Here is a 20,664-nt window from a genome sequence, read left to right on the forward strand (position 1 = left end):
GTTTTGACGAAAAATGATGTATTAAAAGCCATCGATTCCCTGGCGTTTTAGCTCCTGAACAGCCAATCGCGCCAGTGCGTCGGCCCCAGCGCGGTTCGGATGCAGCGTATCTCCGTCCATATAAAGCGCGAGTGTTTTTTCCGGACCGATCGATGTAAAGTATGCCGAGCTGAGGACATTTAAGTCAATGAGATGTGTTTTTTCCTCTTCGGCCAAAGCTAAAATAGAGCCCCTGTACCATCTGTTTACAGACGAATGGATGCCTTCAGAAGTAAAATCGGTCGCCCGGCCCTGGGGCGTTGATAGGATGACGTCCGCTCCTTTCGCTTTCACCTGACGAATCATATCACGCATCACCTCTTTAAACTCCGCTTCAGATTCATTATGCTTCGGATTTGTGTCATTAATGCCGAGCTGCAATATAAAATAATCCCCCGGCTTGATGTACTTCAAGATCGCCTCAAGCTGTCCATCATTTCTGAACCCTCTCGCGATCTGCCCGCCAGACGCCATGTTTCTCACTTGAAAGGTGTGTTTATCGATATAGTGAGGCAGCATCTGCCCCCAGCCCGCCTGCTTGCTGCTGTTGAGCGGATAATAATTGCACACCGTCGAGTCGCCGCCGACATAAATGGTTCGGTTCGTCACCGGCTGATCAGACAATTTCTTTATTTTCAAGGCGCTAAGCGTAAAAGCGGTGCCAGCTTTCCCCTCTGTCACCAGCAGATTCAGCTGCCCGTCGGTGACAGGAATTTGGAACGTATCCTCCGCGCCATCCCCTGTCATATTAATGACCTGAAACACGCCCTCCGCCGCAACACTGGCCCTTGCCGTATTGCCAAGCGTCACCTTCACCTCATAAAGGCCATTCGGGAGATCCACATTAAACGTGTTATTGCTTTTCGTCCCATACGCTAAAAACTGAACCGCATCCCTTTTCACACCAGTCCCGGATGCCGCCACATCCCTCATATTCTCCGGTGTTTGAAAACCGTAGCCCTTTGAGCGGTCATACCGATCAGACGCCCTGACGCCAATATAACCAGGCTCCACCGAACCGCTTCCAAAGTCAAACTGATACACCATCTGCTCAGCTGCCTTCACACTCTCAATCCCGCCAAAACACATCATCAACATCATCACAAAAACCGTTGCCATCCATTTTTTCATCAAGACTCCCCCTCTATGAAAACGCATACATTAATGCATACTCGATGATTGTTTCTTTATGATGACTGAATGCAGAAAAAAATGGCGTTGAAAAATAAAATTGATGTGCCATATTTAAAAAGGGGGTCTCAAGCAAAAAAGGGGAAAATCAGTGTGACTTCTTGTCACACTTGATCACATCCCAACCTCCGCAATAGAAACTCATCTGATCTTCTTGATCATACACATAATAACGGAGTCTTTCCCATTGATCGTCAGTCGGTTCAATCTCCAACTCAACTGCATCGATGGATTCAAGGTCATCCAGCCTCGATGCACTAATGTCTTCAAACCACAAATGGATGTCACAGGTTTGAGCAGATAGTTTTCATTCAAACACAGGAATATGGATATAACGATCTTCTTCTTTCATATAGAAAGAAAACTCGTTTAATGTAAATGGACCTGTATCCTCATCAGAAAGATGTTTTTTCAATTTCTCGTATTGTGTGATATTCAAATGAATTCCCCGTATTTTTATGTTTCATCTAGATTTCTCACTTTCACTGCTTACTAAATTTGATGAGTCTACTTGTTAAGCATCCCCTTTTATAAGCTTTGATTATTTAACAGAAAAAGCTTATTATTATGATCAATTCCTGCAACCTTATCTTTATAGGAAGCTACTTGTGTAAAACATAGACTTTCTCCATTGTTTTCATTTGAAATTTCTTGTTCTACATAATTTTGCATGTCATTCGTCTTGAATGCTTTTTCAATATTGTAAGAGTCATCATCACGACGACTGAAAAGATAAATAGATGATCCATTTTTGATGCATGAACTACACTCTATTCCAACCTCAACTCTTTCTAATGTTTCTCCAAGTAAATTCAATTTTTGTAAATAATCTTCACCCATCGATCTGTAATACAAATAGATGGCATCCTCACTTACAAAAGTAGAATAATATTGGTCAATCACATAAGAACTAACACCGTGGGAATACAATTCATATTTCCCATTTTTAAAAACGAATTTATTAATCCCTCTCGTACTTATTTCCTGATCAACGCATGAAAATATACCCATTTCATCATAGCCGACCCATAAATTCTTATTTTGATCTATCATCATTGAATTAATGTACCGCCCCGCATAAAAAGATTGATGGAATCCTTCAATCGGATTCCACAAATATATATTGGGTTCAACGTCTCTAACACTATCCTCGTACTCTTTATCAATCAAAAACAAGAATGAATCATCAACTTTTTGTACATTTATGACTTGTTCGTTTGTTTGTATGCTAAAGCTATTTAAGAATCGTCCATCAGTGTTACAGTAGAGAACAATATGATTTATATATTTAGCACCATAATCGATTTCCTTTTTAGTCAATACAATTATTTCTGATTCAGTCATCGATAGTAATACTGTATCTTCCTCATTTACTTCGACATTCAAATCTCTAAATTTTAGTTCATGCATAGATGACATCCTTTCTATTTTTAAAAGGAAGAAAGAATCATCCCTCTTCCTTTTATTCACTTTTTAATAAGGGTAACTCGTTACAACATACCTTCCAGACTTAACAACCTTTACAGTATAAGTATGCCGACCATTCGTTTTTCTTCCAATAGGCTTTTTAAACTTCTTAAAGTGAACTGTTCTACCATCTTTCTGGACGTATGCCGGTCTAGTTCTTGCTGTTGCCTTAGTTGTTCTTCTTAAAGTTTTAGCACTTCTAAACTTGCTTTTTGGTTGCCCATTTGGCATTCGTGCCTTCGACTTAGGACCATGATCTTTTTTGATATGTTTCCAGTTGAAATTTTTACCTGATTTCGCAAACCTATAAACCCTTTTAGCACCCTTAAATATCTTCCCAGGCCCAAAGTTAGAAGCAGCTGCCCAAGCAGCACCTTTCCACCCTTTACCTGATTTATATGCCTTGTACCCATCATAGGCTGCAAATCCGGCATTTACCACAAGCCAAACCCAATGCCCATCCGGATCAACATTCATCACCGGGTTATTATTTCCATAAGCATACCCATTCTGATCCAGTGAATCTCCGTCACTGCCCGGGTCTGGGTCGAGCGATAGGAACACGCCGTTTCTTGGCTCGTAGTAGCGGGCCATGAGATAGTACAGGCCGGTTTCTTCGTCGTATTGGTAGCCTGCGTAGCGGTAGCGGTTGTCTTTCACTTCGTCGCTTGCTTCGGTTTTTGTTGGATTTCCCCATGCGTCGTACTGATATTTGGCAACCGTTTTTCCGGTGCTGTCTGAGATCGCGATGACGTCGCCGTGTGCGTTGTAGTGATAGAAATATTTCTTGCCATTTTCTGTGTAGGATAACAGCTGGCCGCTGTCCCCGTACGTGTACGATTTTGTGACGTTGTTGTCCGCGTCTGTTTCATACAAGACGTTCAAGCTGTCTCCGTCGTAGAAGTAGTTCGTGACTTTTCCGTTGACGGTTTTTTGGATTCTGTTTCCTTTTTCGTCATACTTATATGTTGCGAATGGCTTGTCTTCGCCTTTTTTGGTAACGGCGGTCAGGTTATCTTCTGCATCCCACGTATATGTGAATTTGCCGTCGGATGTGCGGTTGCCGTTTTTATCGTAAGAGATGCTTTCATCATTGACTTTTGTCAGCTGGTTCATGATGTTGAAGGAAGCGTTCACTGTTTTGCTTGAGCCGTCTTTTACAGTTGTAACGGTTTTCCGGTTCCCGAATCCATCATATGTGTATTCAATAACAGTACCGTCTTCATGGGTTTCTTTGACAAGCTGATTCAGCTTCCCATACTCATATTGCACCTTGCCGCTTGCTGAGCTGTTTATCGTTGTGCGATTGCCGTTGGCATCATATTCATAGCTTTCCGTCAGAATGTTTCCGCCGTTTTTGTCACCGATATGCAGCGAGCTTACAAGGTTTCTTTCGTCATATGAAAAACTTGTTCCACCGCCGTTGCCCGTAATAAAGGTTTGGACGTTGCCATTTTCATCATAATCAAATGAATAGGAAGATGTACTGTCTTTCATCTCAATCATTTGATCCAGCTTGTTATACGTAAATTGATTCGTTCCTTTTTGGTCCCCATGAGTCCACGAGAAGGTTTTCAGCTTATCGGAGTCACTAGGGTATGTCCAAGTTTGACTGCCGCCGCGGTCAGTCAATTCGGTTAAACGGTTTTTATTGTCAAATGTCCGTTTCTTTGTGGTGTTCTGCTCTTTATTAACGACCGACGTTTCATTTCCATTTTTGTCATACGTGAAATTGTACTTTTCTGTACCGTTATACGACTTTGATTTCACCCGGTCTGTTCCATCATAAGAAAGAGATACTTCGTTGCCATTCGGTGAAATGGTTTTGGTCAGATTGCTGTTGGCATCATATTCGCTTGCTAGCACATTGCCCAGAGGGTCAGTTGTTTTGACAAGCTTGCCCATCACATCATATTCGTATTTATAGGTTTGATCTGCTCCCGCCCGGATGGTTTTGCTTACCTCATTGCCTTCCTTATCATAGCTGTGAAGGATAGAAGTGCCGTTGGAGAGCGTCATGTTTGTCAGTTGGTCTGCCTGATCATACGTATAGGATGTTTTTTCACCTTTTGCATCCGTTTCAGACGTTTTCTTACCAGTTTCATCGTAATCAGTTGAAGTAGAGTATCCTAGTTCATCTTCTTCCTTGGTCACATAGTTACCATTACTGTCATACGTGCTTTTTGTCAGAAGGCTTCCTTCAATCAAACGGATATCATCAAACCACGCGGTTCCTGTTGCGCTCTTTTGGAACAGTATGCTAATATCGACTTTATTGATCGGCTTTGTTTTTGGTATAACAACAGCTGCGCGGTTCCATTCCTGTGTTCCAGAAGGGAATTTCGCATTGTATACGCCTGTGCTGCCGTCCGCGTAAGTGACATTAGCCTGCAGAGAATAGTCTTTTTCATCTGTGAACTTGACACTGCTTGCTTTCGACATGCCTGTCAGTGTGAGATAAACCGGTTTGTCATTTGCGCTTTGCCCTAAGACAACGGTTTGTTTTGATACTGATCCGGCTTGGGACGCACTGGTCCGGGCAACTTTTAATGATACTTCATCATTAAAGCCTTCTTCAGAATCAACGGATGCCCCGCTTACATTCCAGTTTTCCGTTGCTGATGTGAAGCTACTGTTTTGAACTGGGTTATAGCTCGATGATACTTCGCCTTTTTCCAGCTGGACTTCATCAAACCATGCTTTTCCTTTGCCATCTTTATCTTTATGATCGACTTCCATATACACAACGGCTTTTCCTGCATTCGCTGGAGTCGTAAAAGTGATTTGCCGTTTTGTCCAGTCATTTTTTCCGGCTAATGCACTGTATTCATTGTGAATCCATTGAATTCGTTTTTGATCTTTGTCTCGCAGATCAATGTTAAAGTAGGCTCTTGATTTCGCTAGATCCGTTTTGATTTTCCCGCTTAATGTATAGGTTGTATTCGGCTCCAGTTCAACTGTTTGAGTCGCTGAGGAATACCCGTGATCGGTTCCTGCAGACGTTGATTGGCTCAAGACTTCCAATGCCTTTGATCCGGAAAGAACTCCGCTTTTATCGGCGATGACTGAAATTTTGCCGCTGTCTTTAGAGGCAGTCAGATTCCAGCCAGATTTTTGCGCTTCAAAGCTTCCATCTTTCAAAATATTAGTTGAAGCTGATAAATCTTTGCTGGATTGAATCTGATTTCCGTATTTATCATAAACGGCTGCTGACGATGATTTTCCGCTCTGATCGGTTTCGGATACAGCATCCAGTCCGTCATAAGCAATATCCGTGACATTGCCCTCGGTATCCTTCATTTTTGTGACATCGTTGTTTTTGTTATATTCGTATGTCTCAGTTCCATATGCGTCTTTAACCGACGTAACGTTGCCATCTTTGTCATATTGATAGCTTTCCGTTGCTTTTCCGGTGCCCACGTCGTTTGGATCGACATCTTCTACGACATTGTTGCCTTCATATTTTGTATTCGTTGTAATTTTTAGCCCTTCAGCATCATCAATGACCTGAATCGGATTTCCCGCTTCATTATAGCCATACTGTACCTTCCGGCCATTTGGCTGTGTCATGAGAAGTGTCTTTTTATCAGCATCATAGCTGTAGACATATGTTTCTTTTTTAGCGTTGATCGCTTTTTCGAGACGGTGTCCGCTATACTGATATTCGGTAAAGACAGGCTTTGCTTCGGTACTGTTGGCTGAATACTGTTTGACAAGGCGCCCTTCACTATCGTAGTCATAGCTTGTGACAGTCCCGTCTGTATCTGTAACCTTCTTCAGCAAATCATTCTCATATGAGTAGGTGACTTTCTTATTCTTAGGTCCTGTGATGGACGTCACATGGCCGTTTTCATCATAGGTAAATGTAAGCTTGCGGCCTGATGCATCTGTAATGGCGGTCAGTTGATTTTTGTCATTGTAAGTATAGACAGTTGCATTGTTATGGCCATCCACTACCTTTTGGAGTTTGCCGCCTTTTTTATTGAAATAAGCGTTGGTTTGATCCTTTGTTTTTAATATGAACTGATCAGCTGTTTCTGTTAATTCAAGATATACACCGGTCGGCGGCTGAAACGTGCCATCGGCTTTTTTCGTGAATCGATGTGTCGTAGCGTCTTCATCGATATACATTGCCCCGCCATCCGTTGAGATGACAGATGTTTCTGCATCAGCATACCAGCCTTGTCCAAATAAGTGATCAGAGCTGTCAAGACTGTTGTAGGTTCTCGATAAGCCAAGTCCCGGACCGCGTCCGTCAATTGACAAATCTTCTTCATTCACAATGACATTGCCTGTCGCACCATTTAACTGGCCGCTTGGGATATCAATGATAGACCAGTATTCTTCTGTCCCAAGGAATTCTGCTCCTTCATGGAACGTTGGGTTAAAGGGCGCCGTTGGAATTGTTTCACCATTCGCATCATAAGCGACAAGCGTGAAAGAATAATTCTTCTTCCCTTTGTAATTCCCATTTGCATTGTTATAGACAGGTGATGGATCGAGGGCTAATTCCCCGCCTTTTCCATCTGTATGAAGCTTATAGCTTCCAGCTTTGATTTCCTCAGAAGTCGGCCAGATGTTTTTATTTTGGGTTGTCCAATGATCCGCGTCACCCACATCAAAGGATTGATATTCTTTACCGTTGTAAATGTTAACTTTATAGCCTTTCGCATTTTGAACCTTTTCCCATATCAAATTCACATAGCCCGTTTGACTCGATTTTGTATTTGTATACAAATAGCCAGTTAAATTCTTTGGCTTAGCGATATCAGGAAGTGCCGGGTTAGCAGCCGGTGATGCAATGGATTCGCCGTCTTTGTTGTATGCGATAATTTTAAACGAGTAATTTCTTTTGGCTCCATCTCCCCCGGCGTTTTTATAAGTTGGGCCGGGATTGATCGGCAGCTCTGCACCATTGCCGTCTTTCAGATGAAGAGCATATTTCCCAGCCTTAATTTCAGCACTTGTCGGCCAAATCTTTTTCCCTTTGGTGGTCCAAGACGTCTGATTTCCCAGATCAAGTGTCTCAAAGCCTTTCCCATTGAACACCTGAATCTTATAGCCGGTTGCACCAGATACAGCTTTCCAAGAAAGATCGAAATAACCTGTGGCATTCCCATTATTGTAGCCCTTTGCTGATGGTGCTTGTGCTTTTCCTACATTAGGGATAACGGGCTTTGCCGGTGCGGACATCGCTCCTTCACCTTGGTCAAATACTGCACTGACGCCAATCCAGTAGTTTTTGCTTGTAGCATAGCTTCCGCCGGAATTCTTATAGACCGGGGATGGATCTAATGCCAATTCAGCTCCACCCTTGCCGTCCAGATGCAGTTTATATCTCTTGGAGGCAATTTCTGCGCTCGTAGGCCAGATTTTTTTCCCTTTTGTGCTCCACGACGTGACGTTGCCTGCAGAAATCGCTTGATATTCCTTACCATTGTAGATCCATACCTTATATCCTTTTGCGCCTTCAACCTTTTTCCAGCTGATATCGAAATAACCTGTGGAATCGCCGTTGTGATAAGCTTTAATTGTAGGGGTGTTTCCCTTTGGTATGGTATACGTCACTTCAATATACGGTTTATTGGCGGAGTTCGCTGAAGAAATTAGTTTTTTCCAATATTCCTTGCCGTTTCCGTTTGTATGAAGCTTAAATCCATAGTTGGCCCCGCCGGAGTTCCATGACTTTACAGCAGCGGTCACATCATAACTCGCCCACTGTCCTTTATGGACGTCTGCTTTTCCGATATTTTTAGATGCCGGTTTGGTGTTCCATGTCACTTTTGCATTATCATAATTGCTGTTGACCGTATCCAGCCAAAGACCGGTTGCCTTTGTTCCATAATAGGAATGGGCTACGTATGTTTTTAATGTAGCTTTAGTGACAGTCATATTTTGAATTGGCTTTAGGTTGTTAAATTTCATGAACGCATAGTTTGTGCCTGTTGTTTTGTCATAATAGCCCGTTTTCAGTACATAGGCCTTTAAATTAGCATCCCATTTTTGTGAGGAGGCCGAATAGTTCGTCGTCGGGTAGGCACTCATGACAAACGTGTCCGATGAAACAGATAAAGAAGTTGACGGGTCGATAGATACTGGATATACGCGTTCTGGGTCTTTCAGCCAGTTCTCGTCTGCCGTAAGATGAAGCAAATACCCTTCTTCATTCTTTTCCAGCTTATAGCTGACTTTGTCTGACCGTTCAACCTCGCCGGAAAGCTCATCTAGTTTTGAATCCGTCATAAAAGGCTTAGGCACAGAAAAAACAACTTTGCCTTTTTCATCAGAAAAATCAATGGATCCATCCTCTTGTTCTTTAGCCTGCAAATCGGTTTTTAACTGAAATGTAAATGTGTTGTATCCATCATACTGATGAAGGACTAAATCTTCTTTTATGTTTTCATTGAATGTGAAAGTCTGAAGATCAATATTCGGAAAAACATCCGGATACACAATCTCATTACTGTCAGTCTTATAATCTGCTGAGGTATCTTTCGGAGTAAGTGAAGTTTTATTCAGGCCTTTCGCTTCTACAAGTGAATATGTAACCTTATGGTCATTATGCTCAAAAGTCGCATAAAGCCCGTTCTTCATTTGCTTTTGAAAATCTGAATTCAAAATAGCGTTCGCTGTCTCGACTTGTTTGCTTGTCGACTCTTTTAACTCAGGAGAAATGTCTTCCCAGTCGGCATCAGGTGTTTCCTTTGTATGAATAGGATCAAGGTATACTTCCTGTTTATAGACACCGTCACCTTCATAATAGAGTTTTGTATTTTCTGTTCTTTCAGAGGTGATCTCACCCTCTTTGTTTATATCTTTTGGATCAAAAGGTACAGCTTTCTCAGTTTGTTCTTTCTGAAGAGTTTCTTCTGGATCATCGGCAGCAATACGATTTCCATTCTCTTCTTCTGTGGATTTTGCCAGTACATCGGCTGGCACTAATGAAATTATTAAAGCCAACACTAAAAATGCTGCTATGAACCTTTTAAAGTTTCGCCTCTTTCTTTTTTTCATTTTCTCTCTCCTTTTGTAATAAAAGTAATATTTACTCAATAATCTTAACTAGACTGAAATATTATTACAATATTTTTCTAGAAAATTTATCTTATTTTAAGGATTAGCGAGAGTCAATTGACCTAAAACAAAAAAAAGGCCGCATAGGCCTTTTTACATTTTTTATTGTATTTGTTCAATCTCCGTACCCTCAGCTGTCACATTCGCCTTCCCCTGCCTCCTGACAAGCGTCAAGGCCATGCCCGCAAAGATCATTACGATGCCAAGCGTTTGATAGAGGTCAGGGCGGAAGCCTGTGAAGACGGTATCGAGCACGATCGCGACAGCGGGGTCGAGAAATACAATGATTGAAATAAATTTCGTTGATAAAAATCGCAAACTGTCAAAAAACAACAAATATACAATACCCGTATGGATGATGCCGGTAGATACCACCATAATCCAGTTTCCCTGAGATAGGTCAGCAAAAGCGCCAAAGTGAATAAACGGAATCAGGATGATAACCCCTAAACCCGTCTGCAAGAAGGTGGTCGTGTAAGGACTGAGATTGTGAATGCCTTTTCCCAATAAAGTGGTGAACGCATAAAACAGTGCGGCGAGAACTGCCCATATGATCCCTGATCCCATCAGCTGTGTCAATGAAGTGCTGCCGTTAATCCCGGAAATCAGCGCAGTTCCCAGAAAGCAGATGATAATGGAGCTGACGGAGATCACATTTAATTTCTCTCTGTAGAAGAAGCTCCCCAGAAGAAGAACAAGCACCGGCGCTAGATGATAAACGGAGATGGCAATTGTAACGGACGTTTCTTCAAAAGACTTAAATAAGAACACCCAGTTGAATACAAGAAAGAAACCGCACGCCAATGTTTGCAGCACGTCTCTCTTGCTCCATTTTTCAGTTTTATACTGGCCGGACGCCAGCCAGCAAAGGCCTAAAAACAGCGTCGCGCAAAGGCAGCGGACAAAGACCAATTCAAATGACGGCAGATTGGTATGCTCTGAGAAAAAGCCGATAGAACCGAAAATCACCATGGAGATGACCATTTTGATTACGGCTGTTGATTTTTGTTTTGACGATATGGAAAGATCCTGTTGCATCAAACGTATTCTACCTCCAGTACTGCATAGCATAAACTGTTTTTTATGAATTCAGAAATCTACACATAGAATTCCTCTTTTTTACATGTAGATATTATAACACTTCTATTCTAAATAAAAAAAAGCGCCCAAGGGCGCTTTTTTTACAAATCTATCGAACAATCAAAACCGGGCATGTTGATAATTGAGACACTTTATGGCTGACGCTTCCAAGCATCATTTCTTTCAGGCCGCTGATCCCCCGGCTGCCAACTACAATCAGGCTGACGCCTTTCTCTTTTGCGTGATTTAGTATCTCATACGCCGGCTCGCCATTCGCGTAAATGGTTTCAGCTTGAACGCCTTTTTCGGCTGCTTTTTCTTTTGCATTCTCAAGGATTTTCAGGCCCTCTTTTTTAACCTCGTTCCTGATTTCATCAATAAAGTGTTCAGGCACATAGACAATTCCCGTCAGAGAAGAAGTCGTGACGACGGCTTCTCTCCCCACATGAAGAATGCTTAGTTCCGCTTGTTGCTCTTTTGCCAAATGCACTGCGGCATCAAGCGCTTTTGCACTCATGTCTGATCCGTCAATCGCTACTAACATTTTGTTAAACATGCTCTTCCCGCCTTTCGGACTGTGGGTGGTTCATCTTTCTCTTTTATTGTCCGCCTGCATTTCGTTATTGTCAATTGAAGCGCATGAGTTTTCAAAAAATTGTCAGAGACTCTCTCCGTTTGTGGCGATAACCTGCTGATACCAGTTGAAGCTTTTTTTCTTGATACGGTTAAATGTTCCATGTCCTTCATTGTCCCGGTCCACATAAATGAAGCCGTAGCGTTTTTTCATTTCCGCAGTAGATGCGCTGACAAGGTCAATTGGCCCCCATGATGTGTATCCGATTAATTCAACGCCGTCCGCAATGGCTTCGCGCGCTTCAATTAAATGATCACGCAGATAGTTGATTCTGTAATCGTCCTGAATCGTGCCGTCCTCTTCAACCTTGTCTACAGCGCCAAGGCCGTTTTCAACGATGAACAGCGGCTTCTGATAACGGTCGTATAAGGTGTTGAGCGTGATGCGCAAGCCTTTCGGATCAATCTGCCAGCCCCATTCTGATGATTTGAGGTAAGGGTTTTTGACTCCGCCCAGCAGGTTGCCCCCTGATTTTGCAAGCTCTTCCGGATCTGTGCTCGCCGCCATCGACATGTAGTAGCTGAATCCAATATAATCCACCGTATGTTCTTTCAAGAGCTCTTCATCGCCTTCAGCCATTTCAATTTCAATATTGTTTTCTGCCAGATAGCGTTTCATATATCCCGGGTATGCGCCTCTTGCCTGAACATCTGAGAAGAAAAGTGTTTTGCGCTCATTCTCCATTGCCGCGAAGACATCCTCCGGCTTAGAAGTCATCGGATAGGTTGTCGTTGCCGCTATCATACAGCCGATTTTCGAATCAGGAATGATGTCGTGGCCCGCTTTGACAGCAAGAGCACTGGCCACAAATTGGTGGTGTGCCGCCTGGTACATCACGTTTAATTTGTTTTCTCCTTCTTCAAAAACAAGACCGCCCCCGGTAAATGGCGCATGGAGCACCACGTTAATTTCATTAAACGTCATCCAATACTTCACTTTGTGTTGATAGCGTTTGAAAACCGTTTTGGCATAGCGTTCATAAAACTCTATGACTTTACGATTCTTCCAGCCGCCATACTTTTTCACTAAACCGAGCGGCATTTCATAATGAGAAATGGTTACGACAGGCTCAATATGATGCTTTAACAGCTCATCAAACAGATCATCATAAAATCTGAGGCCGTCTTCATTGGGCTCCTCTTCATCGCCATTCGGAAAAATTCTCGTCCACGCAATCGATGTGCGGAACGCCTTAAATCCCATTTCTGCAAATAAGGCGATATCCTCTTTATAACGATGATAAAAGTCAATCCCGTTGTGATACAGATTCAAGGAAGTCATTGATTCATCAAATGGAGACATGATCCCGTTCGGCGATACGTCAGCTGTCGAAAGCCCCTTACCACCCTCGTTATAAGCACCCTCCACTTGGTTGGCAGCAACTGCGCCGCCCCATAAAAATCCTTCTGGAAATCGTTTTGCGTTTGAACTCATATAGATCACCCCATTAGTTTTTTCAAGATAAAGCAAGCAGCGCTTCTTTTGTCTGCACTTTACCGATCTCTTTTACCGGCGAAAATGAATATTGGTCTGTATTGGTCACGATCACCGGGGTAATGACGTCATATCCCGCGGCTTTGATTTGCTCCAGATCAAAGGACACGAGCGGATCTCCCGGTGCGACCTTGTCGCCTTCTTTGACGTGAGCCGTGAACCATTGTCCCTCCAGCTTCACCGTGTCCAATCCAATGTGTATGAGTATTTCAGCTCCCTGATCACTCGTAATGCCAATTGCGTGTTTTGTTTTAAAAATGGTGGTAACGCTTCCACGAACAGGCGACACAACTTCTCCTTCTTCAGGCTCAATGGCGAATCCTTTTCCCATGATCCCGGCAGAAAACACTCCGTCTTTGACTTCACTTAATGCTTTCACTTCTCCCTTAATCGGGCTGTGAATGATCTCTCTGCTGCCTTCATGCACTGCCGGCTGCTGGCTGCCGTCAGAAGGCACATCCTCGAATCCAAGCAAATACGCAGCTGCTGTTCCCGCCGCAAACGCAATCACAAGGCCGATCATCGCGTAAATAAACGTTGGGCCGATAAAGACAGGGATGCTCGGGAGACCTGCATTCCCCCCGACGATATAGGAAGCAACACCCGTCATGCCGTAAAACGCGCCACCGGCTGCACCGCCAATCAAAGCGGCCGCAAACGGCTTTTTCAATCGCATATTCACGCCGTACATCGCAGGTTCTGTAATCCCCATTAGCGCCGTGATGCTTGTGGTAAGCGCGAGTGATTTAAATTTTTTGTTTCTGGAGCGAAGGAAGACGGCAAATGATGCTCCCGCCTGCCCCATATTCGCCAAAAACATAGCCGGCAGTAAATAATCGTGGCCGTTTTGAGCGATGTTGTTGATCATGATCGGCACAAAGGCATAGTGCATGCCAGTCATAATGATTAAAGAGAATGTACCCGCCAGCAAAATCATCGCCAAAAGCCCTGCATGATCAAACAAATAATTGACCCCAGTAGACAAGTATTCTCCTAAAATAGCGCCAAGCGGACCGACTGTAATCAATGTCAGCGGGACGACAATCAATAGTGTGAATGTCGGAACCACAATCAATTTGAGAGACGCGTGTGTGAAACGGTCAATCCATTTTTCTACGTATGAAGCAATCCAAATCGCCAGCAAAATCGGGATGACCGTTGACGAATAAGTGGCAGCGGTTACAGGAAGCCCGATAAAGGAAATCGGTTTCCCCGCACCGAGCAGGGCTGTCAAATCCGGATGCAGAATCGCCGCCGCAATGGCTGCCGCTACATACGGATTGCTTCCGAATTTTCTCGCCGCACTCATCGCTAGCAGGAGCGGCAGGAAGTAGAACGCGCCGTCACCGACAGCCGTCAAAATGACATGAACCTGGCTCTTCTCCGCCATCCAGCCAAACGTAACTGCCAGCGCAACAAGCCCTTTGATCATTCCCGCCCCCGCAATCGCAGGCAGAATCGGGGTAAACACACCAGAAATCACATCAAAGACCGCACTCAGCACATTCTTTTTCTTAGAGGATGAACCAGCGCTCCTCTCATCACTGAGATTGCTCTGCCGCACAATCGCCTGATACACCTTCGGCACATCGTTTCCGATAATGATTTGAAACTGCTCGCCGCTGATATTGGTGCCCATCACTCCAGGCAGCTGCTCCAGCTGACTGCGATCCGCCTTCGAATTGTCATGAAGATTAAAACGCAGCCTCGTCATGCAGTGAATCACGCGCTGAACATTGTCTTCACCGCCTACGAGTTGTAATATGTCCTTCGATAATTTATCATAATCCATGTGTATACCTCCTTTTTATGGGGGGACTGCTGGAAGAAAGGTGGCCGCCTTTCACCAGCTTTTTTTGTATCAAATGCTGCATCACCTCCTAAAAGAGAATAAAAAAAACCTAAATGTCACAGATTGCGAGAGTCTCCTCCTGCACCTGCACCATTTAGGTTTTGCCTGCTTTCGCAGTAACAATCCTGACGGGTCGTTTTATTTGTTGTAGGTATACTTTAGCACTAGATTTGCGGGATGTCAACGCTTTCATTTTTGGTGTTGACTAAAGGGAATACTTATTGAGGACTGTTTTGTTATAGAGGGAAGCCATTTTGTATATTTTGTTTTATTTTTCCGAAAATACTATCAAATATATCAGCTGACTTAATATAAAAGTAAAAAACCTTGAAAGGCTATTTAGCCCATCAAGGTATATGTTTTATTTTTGACTATCCCTTTTCCATATACTTTCTCCGTCAGTTAAAAAAACTGCACTTGGCGGATCATCATAAAGTGAAATTTCAACTAATGAACCTTTCTTTTGTATTAACCAATTATATAAACTACTTTCTTCACTAGTAGGATGAGCTAAAATATCATTTACTTGAAATGTAACTGCATAATATTCGATAAAATTCACATCATCGTCATCCAACCCATTGTCTGTTTCAAAGAGTGTGTCTGGTTCACCAATAATCTTTAATCCACTATCCCACTCTATTATCAAGTCACTATCTTTATACTCTTTTAACGCTTTTATTAAAGGATCATATTCCATGTATATCCTCCTCTTATTACTTCTTTAATGGTTCTGAAGGCACTATATGCGCTCCGTCTTTTCCGTAATGAATCATTCCTCTAGTAGTTTCAATGTATTCACCAGTATCACGATCATAGTATTTTCCAATTGGTTTACCAAAGTCTACTCTTTCTTTTTTACCGTTTGGTAGTAGTTGACCTTTTCCTGCAAACTTATCAAGCAATTCCTGTGCTGTTTTATTATCACCATAGAAAATACTCTTGTTTTTACCATTTGCTATTTCTTGTTTGTAATTTGGCGTATTAGGAATATGTTTCTCTTGAGCACCTGGCTTTACTTTAACTGGGAATCCATGTACTTCTCTGTAAGGTCCTTTAGGTACTGACTTCTTTCCATAAGAAGGTACACCATTACCCGTATCCTTAGCAACGTTTTTAACTTCCGCAGCCTTCTTAGCCTTTTTCCCATCATTAATAAGTTTATTAATATCTATTAACTTTTCTAACTTAGCTATTTTGGCAAATGGTACTGAGTTTATGGAGGCAACAACACGGTCTTTCCCTGTGACTTTTTCGCCTGATACCGGATCTCTGCCCGTGGCTGCCTTAAAAAGATCATACACGCCGGTAAGTTCTACAGCTGTCTCTAAAATTTTCACATATCCATTCTCATCCACTTTAATGTCCGAAAGCGAGACGACAGGTTCAAGCTTCATGTCATTACCAGATATGTATACATTGTAAAGTGTATCATTATAAACGACTTGCTTAACCTCTGCATTTGAGAAATCAGTTTTTATATGTTCTCTATGTTCACTCGTATTATACACTTTACCATTGATAACGATGATATTTTTACTTACCTTTTTAGAATGACCCGTTTTGACAACTGAATCCACTTTAGACTTTTCATTCTCGGCTAATTTCTTCAGCATCATCTCCATCGGTGAATCATCCGGCTGCTTCATTTGAGAGTTAATGCCGCCGAAGGTTTGGTTGATGTTTTCTTCTTCCTGTGATTTCAAAATAGAGCCGGTTTTGTAGCCTGTGATTTCAATTTTCGGCCCTGTGTACATCGTTTCGAGCTGATCCATGTATTTTTTCATCGTTTGAAAATCTGATTTTGCGGTTTCTAGTGCTTGGGTTTGCTGGCCGTCAAATTGAAAGAGCTTATTCAGGGTGTCTGAAATCAGTCGCTCAGCCTGTTCTGTTTCCATTCGGAAAAAGGTATCATTGACTGCCGGCAAGCTGACGATGTGGCCGATGGCTGATGTCTGGCGATTGACTGCGTCAGTGAGCTGCTCTGTCACTTCTCGTGCATGCTTGACCCCATGTCTCGCATCGTGTGAGAGAAAAGCCTCTGCGATCATGCCGTGGGAGTCAGATTCTACAGAGGAAATCGCATGCTGTGTTTGTTTCAGCACTTTTTTGTATTCGTCGATAAACATGCCAAAGAAAAGGAGAAAAGGCTTGTGGCACTCCTCGTAAAAGGTCCGGATGGCATCTCCGCCTTTTCCTTTCAGCGCATCCTTCATGCCTGCCAGATGCTCAACGCTTTTTTCCAGCTTCTCCAGCTGTTGTTTTTGCTTGTCCAGTTTCTCAATCGTATGCTGAATGCCCTCGTGAAGAGCGTGGACATCTAATGTTTTCAATCCCTTGTCCTCCCGCGCTTCATTTCATGGAAGATGATATGTTTTCGTCCGTTTCCTTCATGGCGTTTACCGCGCTTTCCGTTTGTGCGATATGCTTGGCCAGAACAGACGCATATGCTTCAGTGAGCTCTTTGATGTCCTTATTTAATTGCTCGATGGACTTCACAACATTCAAATGGTTTCTGCCTGAGAGATGGCCGGGCAAGGAGGACTTGAGTTCAGCTGAATTCTTGAGCTGAGAAAGCCCTTGCTTCACTGTGCCATACACCATTTTAATTTCCTGTGCCATTTGTGCTCACCTCACTTTTTATGTTTTTCCTTCTCTATTTCATGCTCTATCCTCGTAATTTGGCGTCTTATGGAATAGACATCGCCCTCTAATGAGTGGATTTTTCCTTCTATGCTTTCGATGATTCCGCTGACTTGATCGCTTTTGATTTGCTGATATGCTTTGTTCATTCCTTCACGAATATCTTCAAACCGCTGAGCATGTGTTCCTCTCCATGCCTCCCGGTTAAGATGAGGCCGGTGAATGAGATGCTGGGCCTCGGAGAATTCGTGTTTGATTTGCCTAATTTCGTGCAGCACTCGTTTTAATTGATGGATCTGTTCCTGCTTTTCATGTAAGTCGGCTTTTACCGAATGTAACAACATTTCACTATGCATGCCGCAACACCTCGTGTTTCTATCAAACTGTGTCAATTCTTTACAATACAGACTATTTTCATATTACATGATGGGTCATATTGGATAAATAGGTAAAAGGATTGTCTTGAGGAACTTTATCCCGGTTCTAAATAGCTAAAAATTCAATTTCATAACTTTGTAAGAGGGAGAATCATCATAATGGGGACTTTTCGTTTAGGTCTTGAACCCCACTATCACTTCTGTTTTTTCTCTCGCTCAACCATTTCTTATAGTCAATAAAACTCATAAAAAAGCGCCTTCTCTAGAAGGCGCTTCTCCATCTTATTTAGATCCCCAAACAGCCTCACCGTTGCCATTCAACACACTAAACGTCATGACGTTCTTCTCTCTCACCGAATCCCACTGGCGTAAAAATACCCCGTTATACGTCTTGCCCGCTAACGTGATGTCGGCTGTATTTTTTCCGGTTTTCTTCCATGTTCCGGTCATTTCCCCGGAAATGGTGTGGTTTTTGTTGAGCTGGATGTTGATGGTTTGTTTGATGTCGGCTGAGATGTCTTTTCCGTGCTGGATGAGTTTGTATGTTCCTGTGATATCTTTTTGTTTTACTTCTTTCAGTGTTTCGCCCGCATAACGATATGGCGTTGCTACCGGCCAGCCGTCTTTGTTCATGAACAATTGGTGGACTCTGACTTCGTGTTCTTCACCCCTGCCCGGGAAGCGGGTGTGGAAGATTAAATAGGAACGCCCGGTTTTTTCGTCATAGTATGCGGAGTTGTGGCCTGGTGAAACGTACCCGGTGCCTTTTTCATTTTCTGTTTCAAAAGTGTAGCTGCCCATGAGTTTGACGCCGTATGGTTCGATGGAACGGTCGTCGAAGAATGTGCCTTCTTTGCCGCGGACATCAAGCATTGGATTGCCTTCTGCATCATAATAAGGGCCGTCTGGTTTCTTGGAGCGGGCCACACGGATGTTATAGCCGCCTGTTGCATCAAGACCGCCATATGATAGGTATAAGTAGTAGTATTGGGTGTCTGGATTGTAGAGAACATACGGGCCTTCGATTCTGCTATGGTTGCCGCCAAGCAGTTTTTTCCCGTATCCCTGTCCAGGAAGCGGGAAGCCCGTTTTCGGATTCATTTCAAGTATGAAAATGCCGCCTGAGTATGATCCGTACACCATCCACAGCTTGCCGTCTTTATCAAAGAAGGTATGCGGGTCGACGACATTCGGATGTTTGGTTGCGTCATACGGTGTTCCATCGTTGCTTGTGCCTTCCATTCCTGATTTCAAAAAGATGCCTTTGTTTTTGTATGGGCCTTCGATGTTGTCAGCAACGGCAACACCCATGGCGGATCTTGGCGAATCGCCGCGGCAGGCGTTGTAGTACATGTAGTATTTGCCGTCCGCCAGCTGCGTGACGTCAGCCGCCCAAAGAGTATCGGATTGCGCCCATTCGAAGGTTTCTTTTAATTCTTTATAGACATTCGGGATAAGTGGGTTGTCATTGCTTACGCTGGTGGTCAGCTGCTGCCATTGCATGAGGTCATTCGATTTAGCTGAAGCGAGATGAGATCCAAAAACATAAAAAGTGCCGTTTGTTTCAATGATGGAAGGGTCATGGACGCTGACTTCTTTAAATATAGGTTTTTGTGCATAGACGGAGTTTGGGAGGGTGAAGGCCATGATAAGAGCTGCAAGAAAACATACACAGAACAATCGGTTGAACATCTAAACAATTCGCCTCTCTTTTTTATTGAATTTTAAACGCTTACATTTCTCTATGAAGATACCCCGGCCTATTAAAACAGCCGAATGTTTTCATATTCAAACAGATAGGTGATTTCTCACTGTTCTCTTACATAGTCAGACTGATGTCTGTCTGTTTTGCGCGGAACTGCTGCTTGCATATCCTCTCCTTCATAGTTCAACTCTTTTGCTGTTTCTCCTTCTTTCATCACTCTGTTTTTCATTCGCGTACATGTAATAACTGCTTTGTCAGGTTTTGCATCGACTGTGATACAGCCATTTCGTTGTCGGCGGTTTTTAAGATGATGCCTGATTGCCCGTCAACACCGGAGTCATTCGGCTGGCTCTTTATAAAACGCCTTACGAAAAATGCGACTTTGTAAACGCATATTGAGAGTTAGACAGCGGCGCTTGCCTCCTTGTCTGGATATCGTGTGCAATCGCTGAAAAAACCTGTTCTGCTTTCTGCGTCACGCTATTACAATAGCAATCTAACTTGTTAAAGACTGTAAAAAACCTTTTGACTTCTGCTGCTGAACCAATTAATATAATACTCAGTTAATAGTTATCAGAATTTTTAGGAATTGAGTGATTCATATGACACTGCATAAAGAGCGTCGGATCGGCCGGCTGTCTGTTCTCCTGCTGCTGAATGAGGCGGAAGAGAGTACGCAGGTTGAGGAGCTGGAGCGAGACGGATGGAAGGTCTGTCTTGGCAAGGTAGGATCAATGGACGCGCATAAAGTAGTAGCTGCAATTGAAACCGCTTCCAAAAAGAGCGGTGTCATTCAATCTGAGGGTTATCGGGAGTCACATGCGCTTTATCATGCGACGATGGAGGCTTTGCATGGCGTGACCAGAGGTGAAATGCTGCTAGGATCGCTGCTTCGGACGGTGGGCTTGAGGTTTGCCGTTTTGAGGGGAAATCCTTATGAAAGTGAAGCGGAAGGCGATTGGATTGCTGTCTCGCTTTACGGAACAATCGGGGCGCCGATTAAAGGTCTTGAGCACGAGACATTCGGTGTTGGAATTAATCACATATGAAACAGCCCATAGATCTTAGACGATAGGGGGCTATGCGTGAAAACAGATGTTCACAGCAT

13 protein-coding genes and 2 pseudogenes are annotated in these 20,664 nt (G+C 43.2%); 1 reads left to right on the forward strand and 14 read right to left on the reverse strand.

Going from position 1 to position 20,664, the window contains the following annotated elements:
- Positions 1–21: 21 nt before the first annotated feature.
- The 14 genes and pseudogenes from CW370_RS12750 to CW370_RS12820 form a co-directional block, all read right to left on the reverse strand.
- Positions 22–1,170 (reverse strand): rhamnogalacturonan acetylesterase, encoded by a 1,149-nt coding sequence (locus CW370_RS12750; RefSeq protein ID WP_101169680.1) that lies wholly within the window; start codon positions 1,168–1,170, stop codon positions 22–24.
- Positions 1,171–1,537: 367 nt separating this feature from the next.
- Positions 1,538–1,669 (reverse strand): hypothetical protein, encoded by a 132-nt coding sequence (locus CW370_RS12760; protein ID WP_101169682.1) that lies wholly within the window; start codon positions 1,667–1,669, stop codon positions 1,538–1,540.
- Positions 1,670–1,758: 89 nt separating this feature from the next.
- Positions 1,759–2,681 (reverse strand): annotated as a pseudogene (gene wapI / locus CW370_RS12765) (immunity protein WapI).
- A gap of 22 nt (positions 2,682–2,703) precedes the next feature.
- Positions 2,704–9,711: a tRNA nuclease WapA gene (wapA, locus tag CW370_RS12770; RefSeq protein ID WP_101169684.1), complete on the reverse strand. Its 7,008-nt coding sequence runs from the start codon at positions 9,709–9,711 to the stop codon at positions 2,704–2,706.
- A 162-nt stretch (positions 9,712–9,873) separates the two neighbouring features.
- Positions 9,874–10,809 (reverse strand): DMT family transporter, encoded by a 936-nt coding sequence (locus CW370_RS12775; protein ID WP_101169733.1) that lies wholly within the window; start codon positions 10,807–10,809, stop codon positions 9,874–9,876.
- A gap of 151 nt (positions 10,810–10,960) precedes the next feature.
- Positions 10,961–11,407: a universal stress protein gene (locus CW370_RS12780; protein ID WP_015714985.1), complete on the reverse strand. Its 447-nt coding sequence runs from the start codon at positions 11,405–11,407 to the stop codon at positions 10,961–10,963.
- A 102-nt stretch (positions 11,408–11,509) separates the two neighbouring features.
- Positions 11,510–12,919 (reverse strand): aryl-phospho-beta-d-glucosidase, encoded by a 1,410-nt coding sequence (gene bglH / locus CW370_RS12785; protein ID WP_101169734.1) that lies wholly within the window; start codon positions 12,917–12,919, stop codon positions 11,510–11,512.
- A 22-nt stretch (positions 12,920–12,941) separates the two neighbouring features.
- Entirely contained in the window at positions 12,942–14,771 is a 1,830-nt protein-coding gene (bglP, locus tag CW370_RS12790; protein ID WP_101169685.1) for a PTS beta-glucoside transporter subunit IIABC, read from the reverse strand.
- A gap of 421 nt (positions 14,772–15,192) precedes the next feature.
- On the reverse strand, positions 15,193–15,531 hold the full coding sequence (locus tag CW370_RS12795; protein WP_015250873.1) for a hypothetical protein: 339 nt from the start codon (positions 15,529–15,531) through the stop codon (positions 15,193–15,195).
- Positions 15,532–15,547: 16 nt separating this feature from the next.
- On the reverse strand, positions 15,548–17,164 hold the full coding sequence (locus tag CW370_RS12800) for a T7SS effector LXG polymorphic toxin (RefSeq protein WP_101169686.1): 1,617 nt from the start codon (positions 17,162–17,164) through the stop codon (positions 15,548–15,550).
- A gap of 19 nt (positions 17,165–17,183) precedes the next feature.
- Positions 17,184–17,453, reverse strand: a complete 270-nt coding sequence (locus tag CW370_RS12805; protein WP_003218942.1) for a YwqI/YxiC family protein — start codon at positions 17,451–17,453, stop codon at positions 17,184–17,186.
- An 11-nt stretch (positions 17,454–17,464) separates the two neighbouring features.
- The gene (locus tag CW370_RS12810) at positions 17,465–17,830 is read right to left on the reverse strand and encodes a YwqH-like family protein (RefSeq protein WP_003218945.1); all 366 of its coding nucleotides are present in this window, start codon (positions 17,828–17,830) and stop codon (positions 17,465–17,467) included.
- A 303-nt stretch (positions 17,831–18,133) separates the two neighbouring features.
- Positions 18,134–19,543, reverse strand: a complete 1,410-nt coding sequence (gene abnB, locus CW370_RS12815) for an arabinan endo-1,5-alpha-L-arabinosidase AbnB (protein WP_101169687.1) — start codon at positions 19,541–19,543, stop codon at positions 18,134–18,136.
- A gap of 135 nt (positions 19,544–19,678) precedes the next feature.
- Positions 19,679–19,841: pseudogene (locus CW370_RS12820) on the reverse strand (hypothetical protein).
- A gap of 317 nt (positions 19,842–20,158) precedes the next feature.
- Between CW370_RS12820 and hutP the strand changes: the two are divergent.
- Complete coding sequence (gene hutP / locus CW370_RS12825; RefSeq protein WP_003243875.1) at positions 20,159–20,605, forward strand: hut operon transcriptional regulator HutP; 447 nt, start codon at positions 20,159–20,161, stop codon at positions 20,603–20,605.
- Positions 20,606–20,664 lie beyond the last annotated feature (59 nt).

The organism is Bacillus sp. SN32 (assembly GCF_002837495.1).
GTDB classification, from domain to species: Bacteria; Bacillota; Bacilli; order Bacillales; family Bacillaceae; genus Bacillus; species Bacillus subtilis.

What these genes read in the sequence shown, in the direction of transcription:
- wapA (WP_101169684.1), bottom strand. Translation starts at nt 9,711, where the DNA reads ATGAAAAAAAGAAAGAGGCGAAACTTTAAAAGGTTCATAGCAGCATTT.
- CW370_RS12780 (WP_015714985.1), bottom strand. Translation starts at nt 11,407, where the DNA reads ATGTTTAACAAAATGTTAGTAGCGATTGACGGATCAGACATGAGTGCA.
- CW370_RS12795 (WP_015250873.1), bottom strand. Translation starts at nt 15,531, where the DNA reads ATGGAATATGATCCTTTAATAAAAGCGTTAAAAGAGTATAAAGATAGT.
- bglP (WP_101169685.1), bottom strand. Translation starts at nt 14,771, where the DNA reads ATGGATTATGATAAATTATCGAAGGACATATTACAACTCGTAGGCGGT.
- hutP (WP_003243875.1), top strand. Translation starts at nt 20,159, where the DNA reads ATGACACTGCATAAAGAGCGTCGGATCGGCCGGCTGTCTGTTCTCCTG.
- CW370_RS12810 (WP_003218945.1), bottom strand. Translation starts at nt 17,830, where the DNA reads ATGCATAGTGAAATGTTGTTACATTCGGTAAAAGCCGACTTACATGAA.
- CW370_RS12805 (WP_003218942.1), bottom strand. Translation starts at nt 17,453, where the DNA reads ATGGCACAGGAAATTAAAATGGTGTATGGCACAGTGAAGCAAGGGCTT.
- CW370_RS12750 (WP_101169680.1), bottom strand. Translation starts at nt 1,170, where the DNA reads ATGAAAAAATGGATGGCAACGGTTTTTGTGATGATGTTGATGATGTGT.
- abnB (WP_101169687.1), bottom strand. Translation starts at nt 19,543, where the DNA reads ATGTTCAACCGATTGTTCTGTGTATGTTTTCTTGCAGCTCTTATCATG.
- CW370_RS12775 (WP_101169733.1), bottom strand. Translation starts at nt 10,809, where the DNA reads ATGCAACAGGATCTTTCCATATCGTCAAAACAAAAATCAACAGCCGTA.
- bglH (WP_101169734.1), bottom strand. Translation starts at nt 12,919, where the DNA reads ATGAGTTCAAACGCAAAACGATTTCCAGAAGGATTTTTATGGGGCGGC.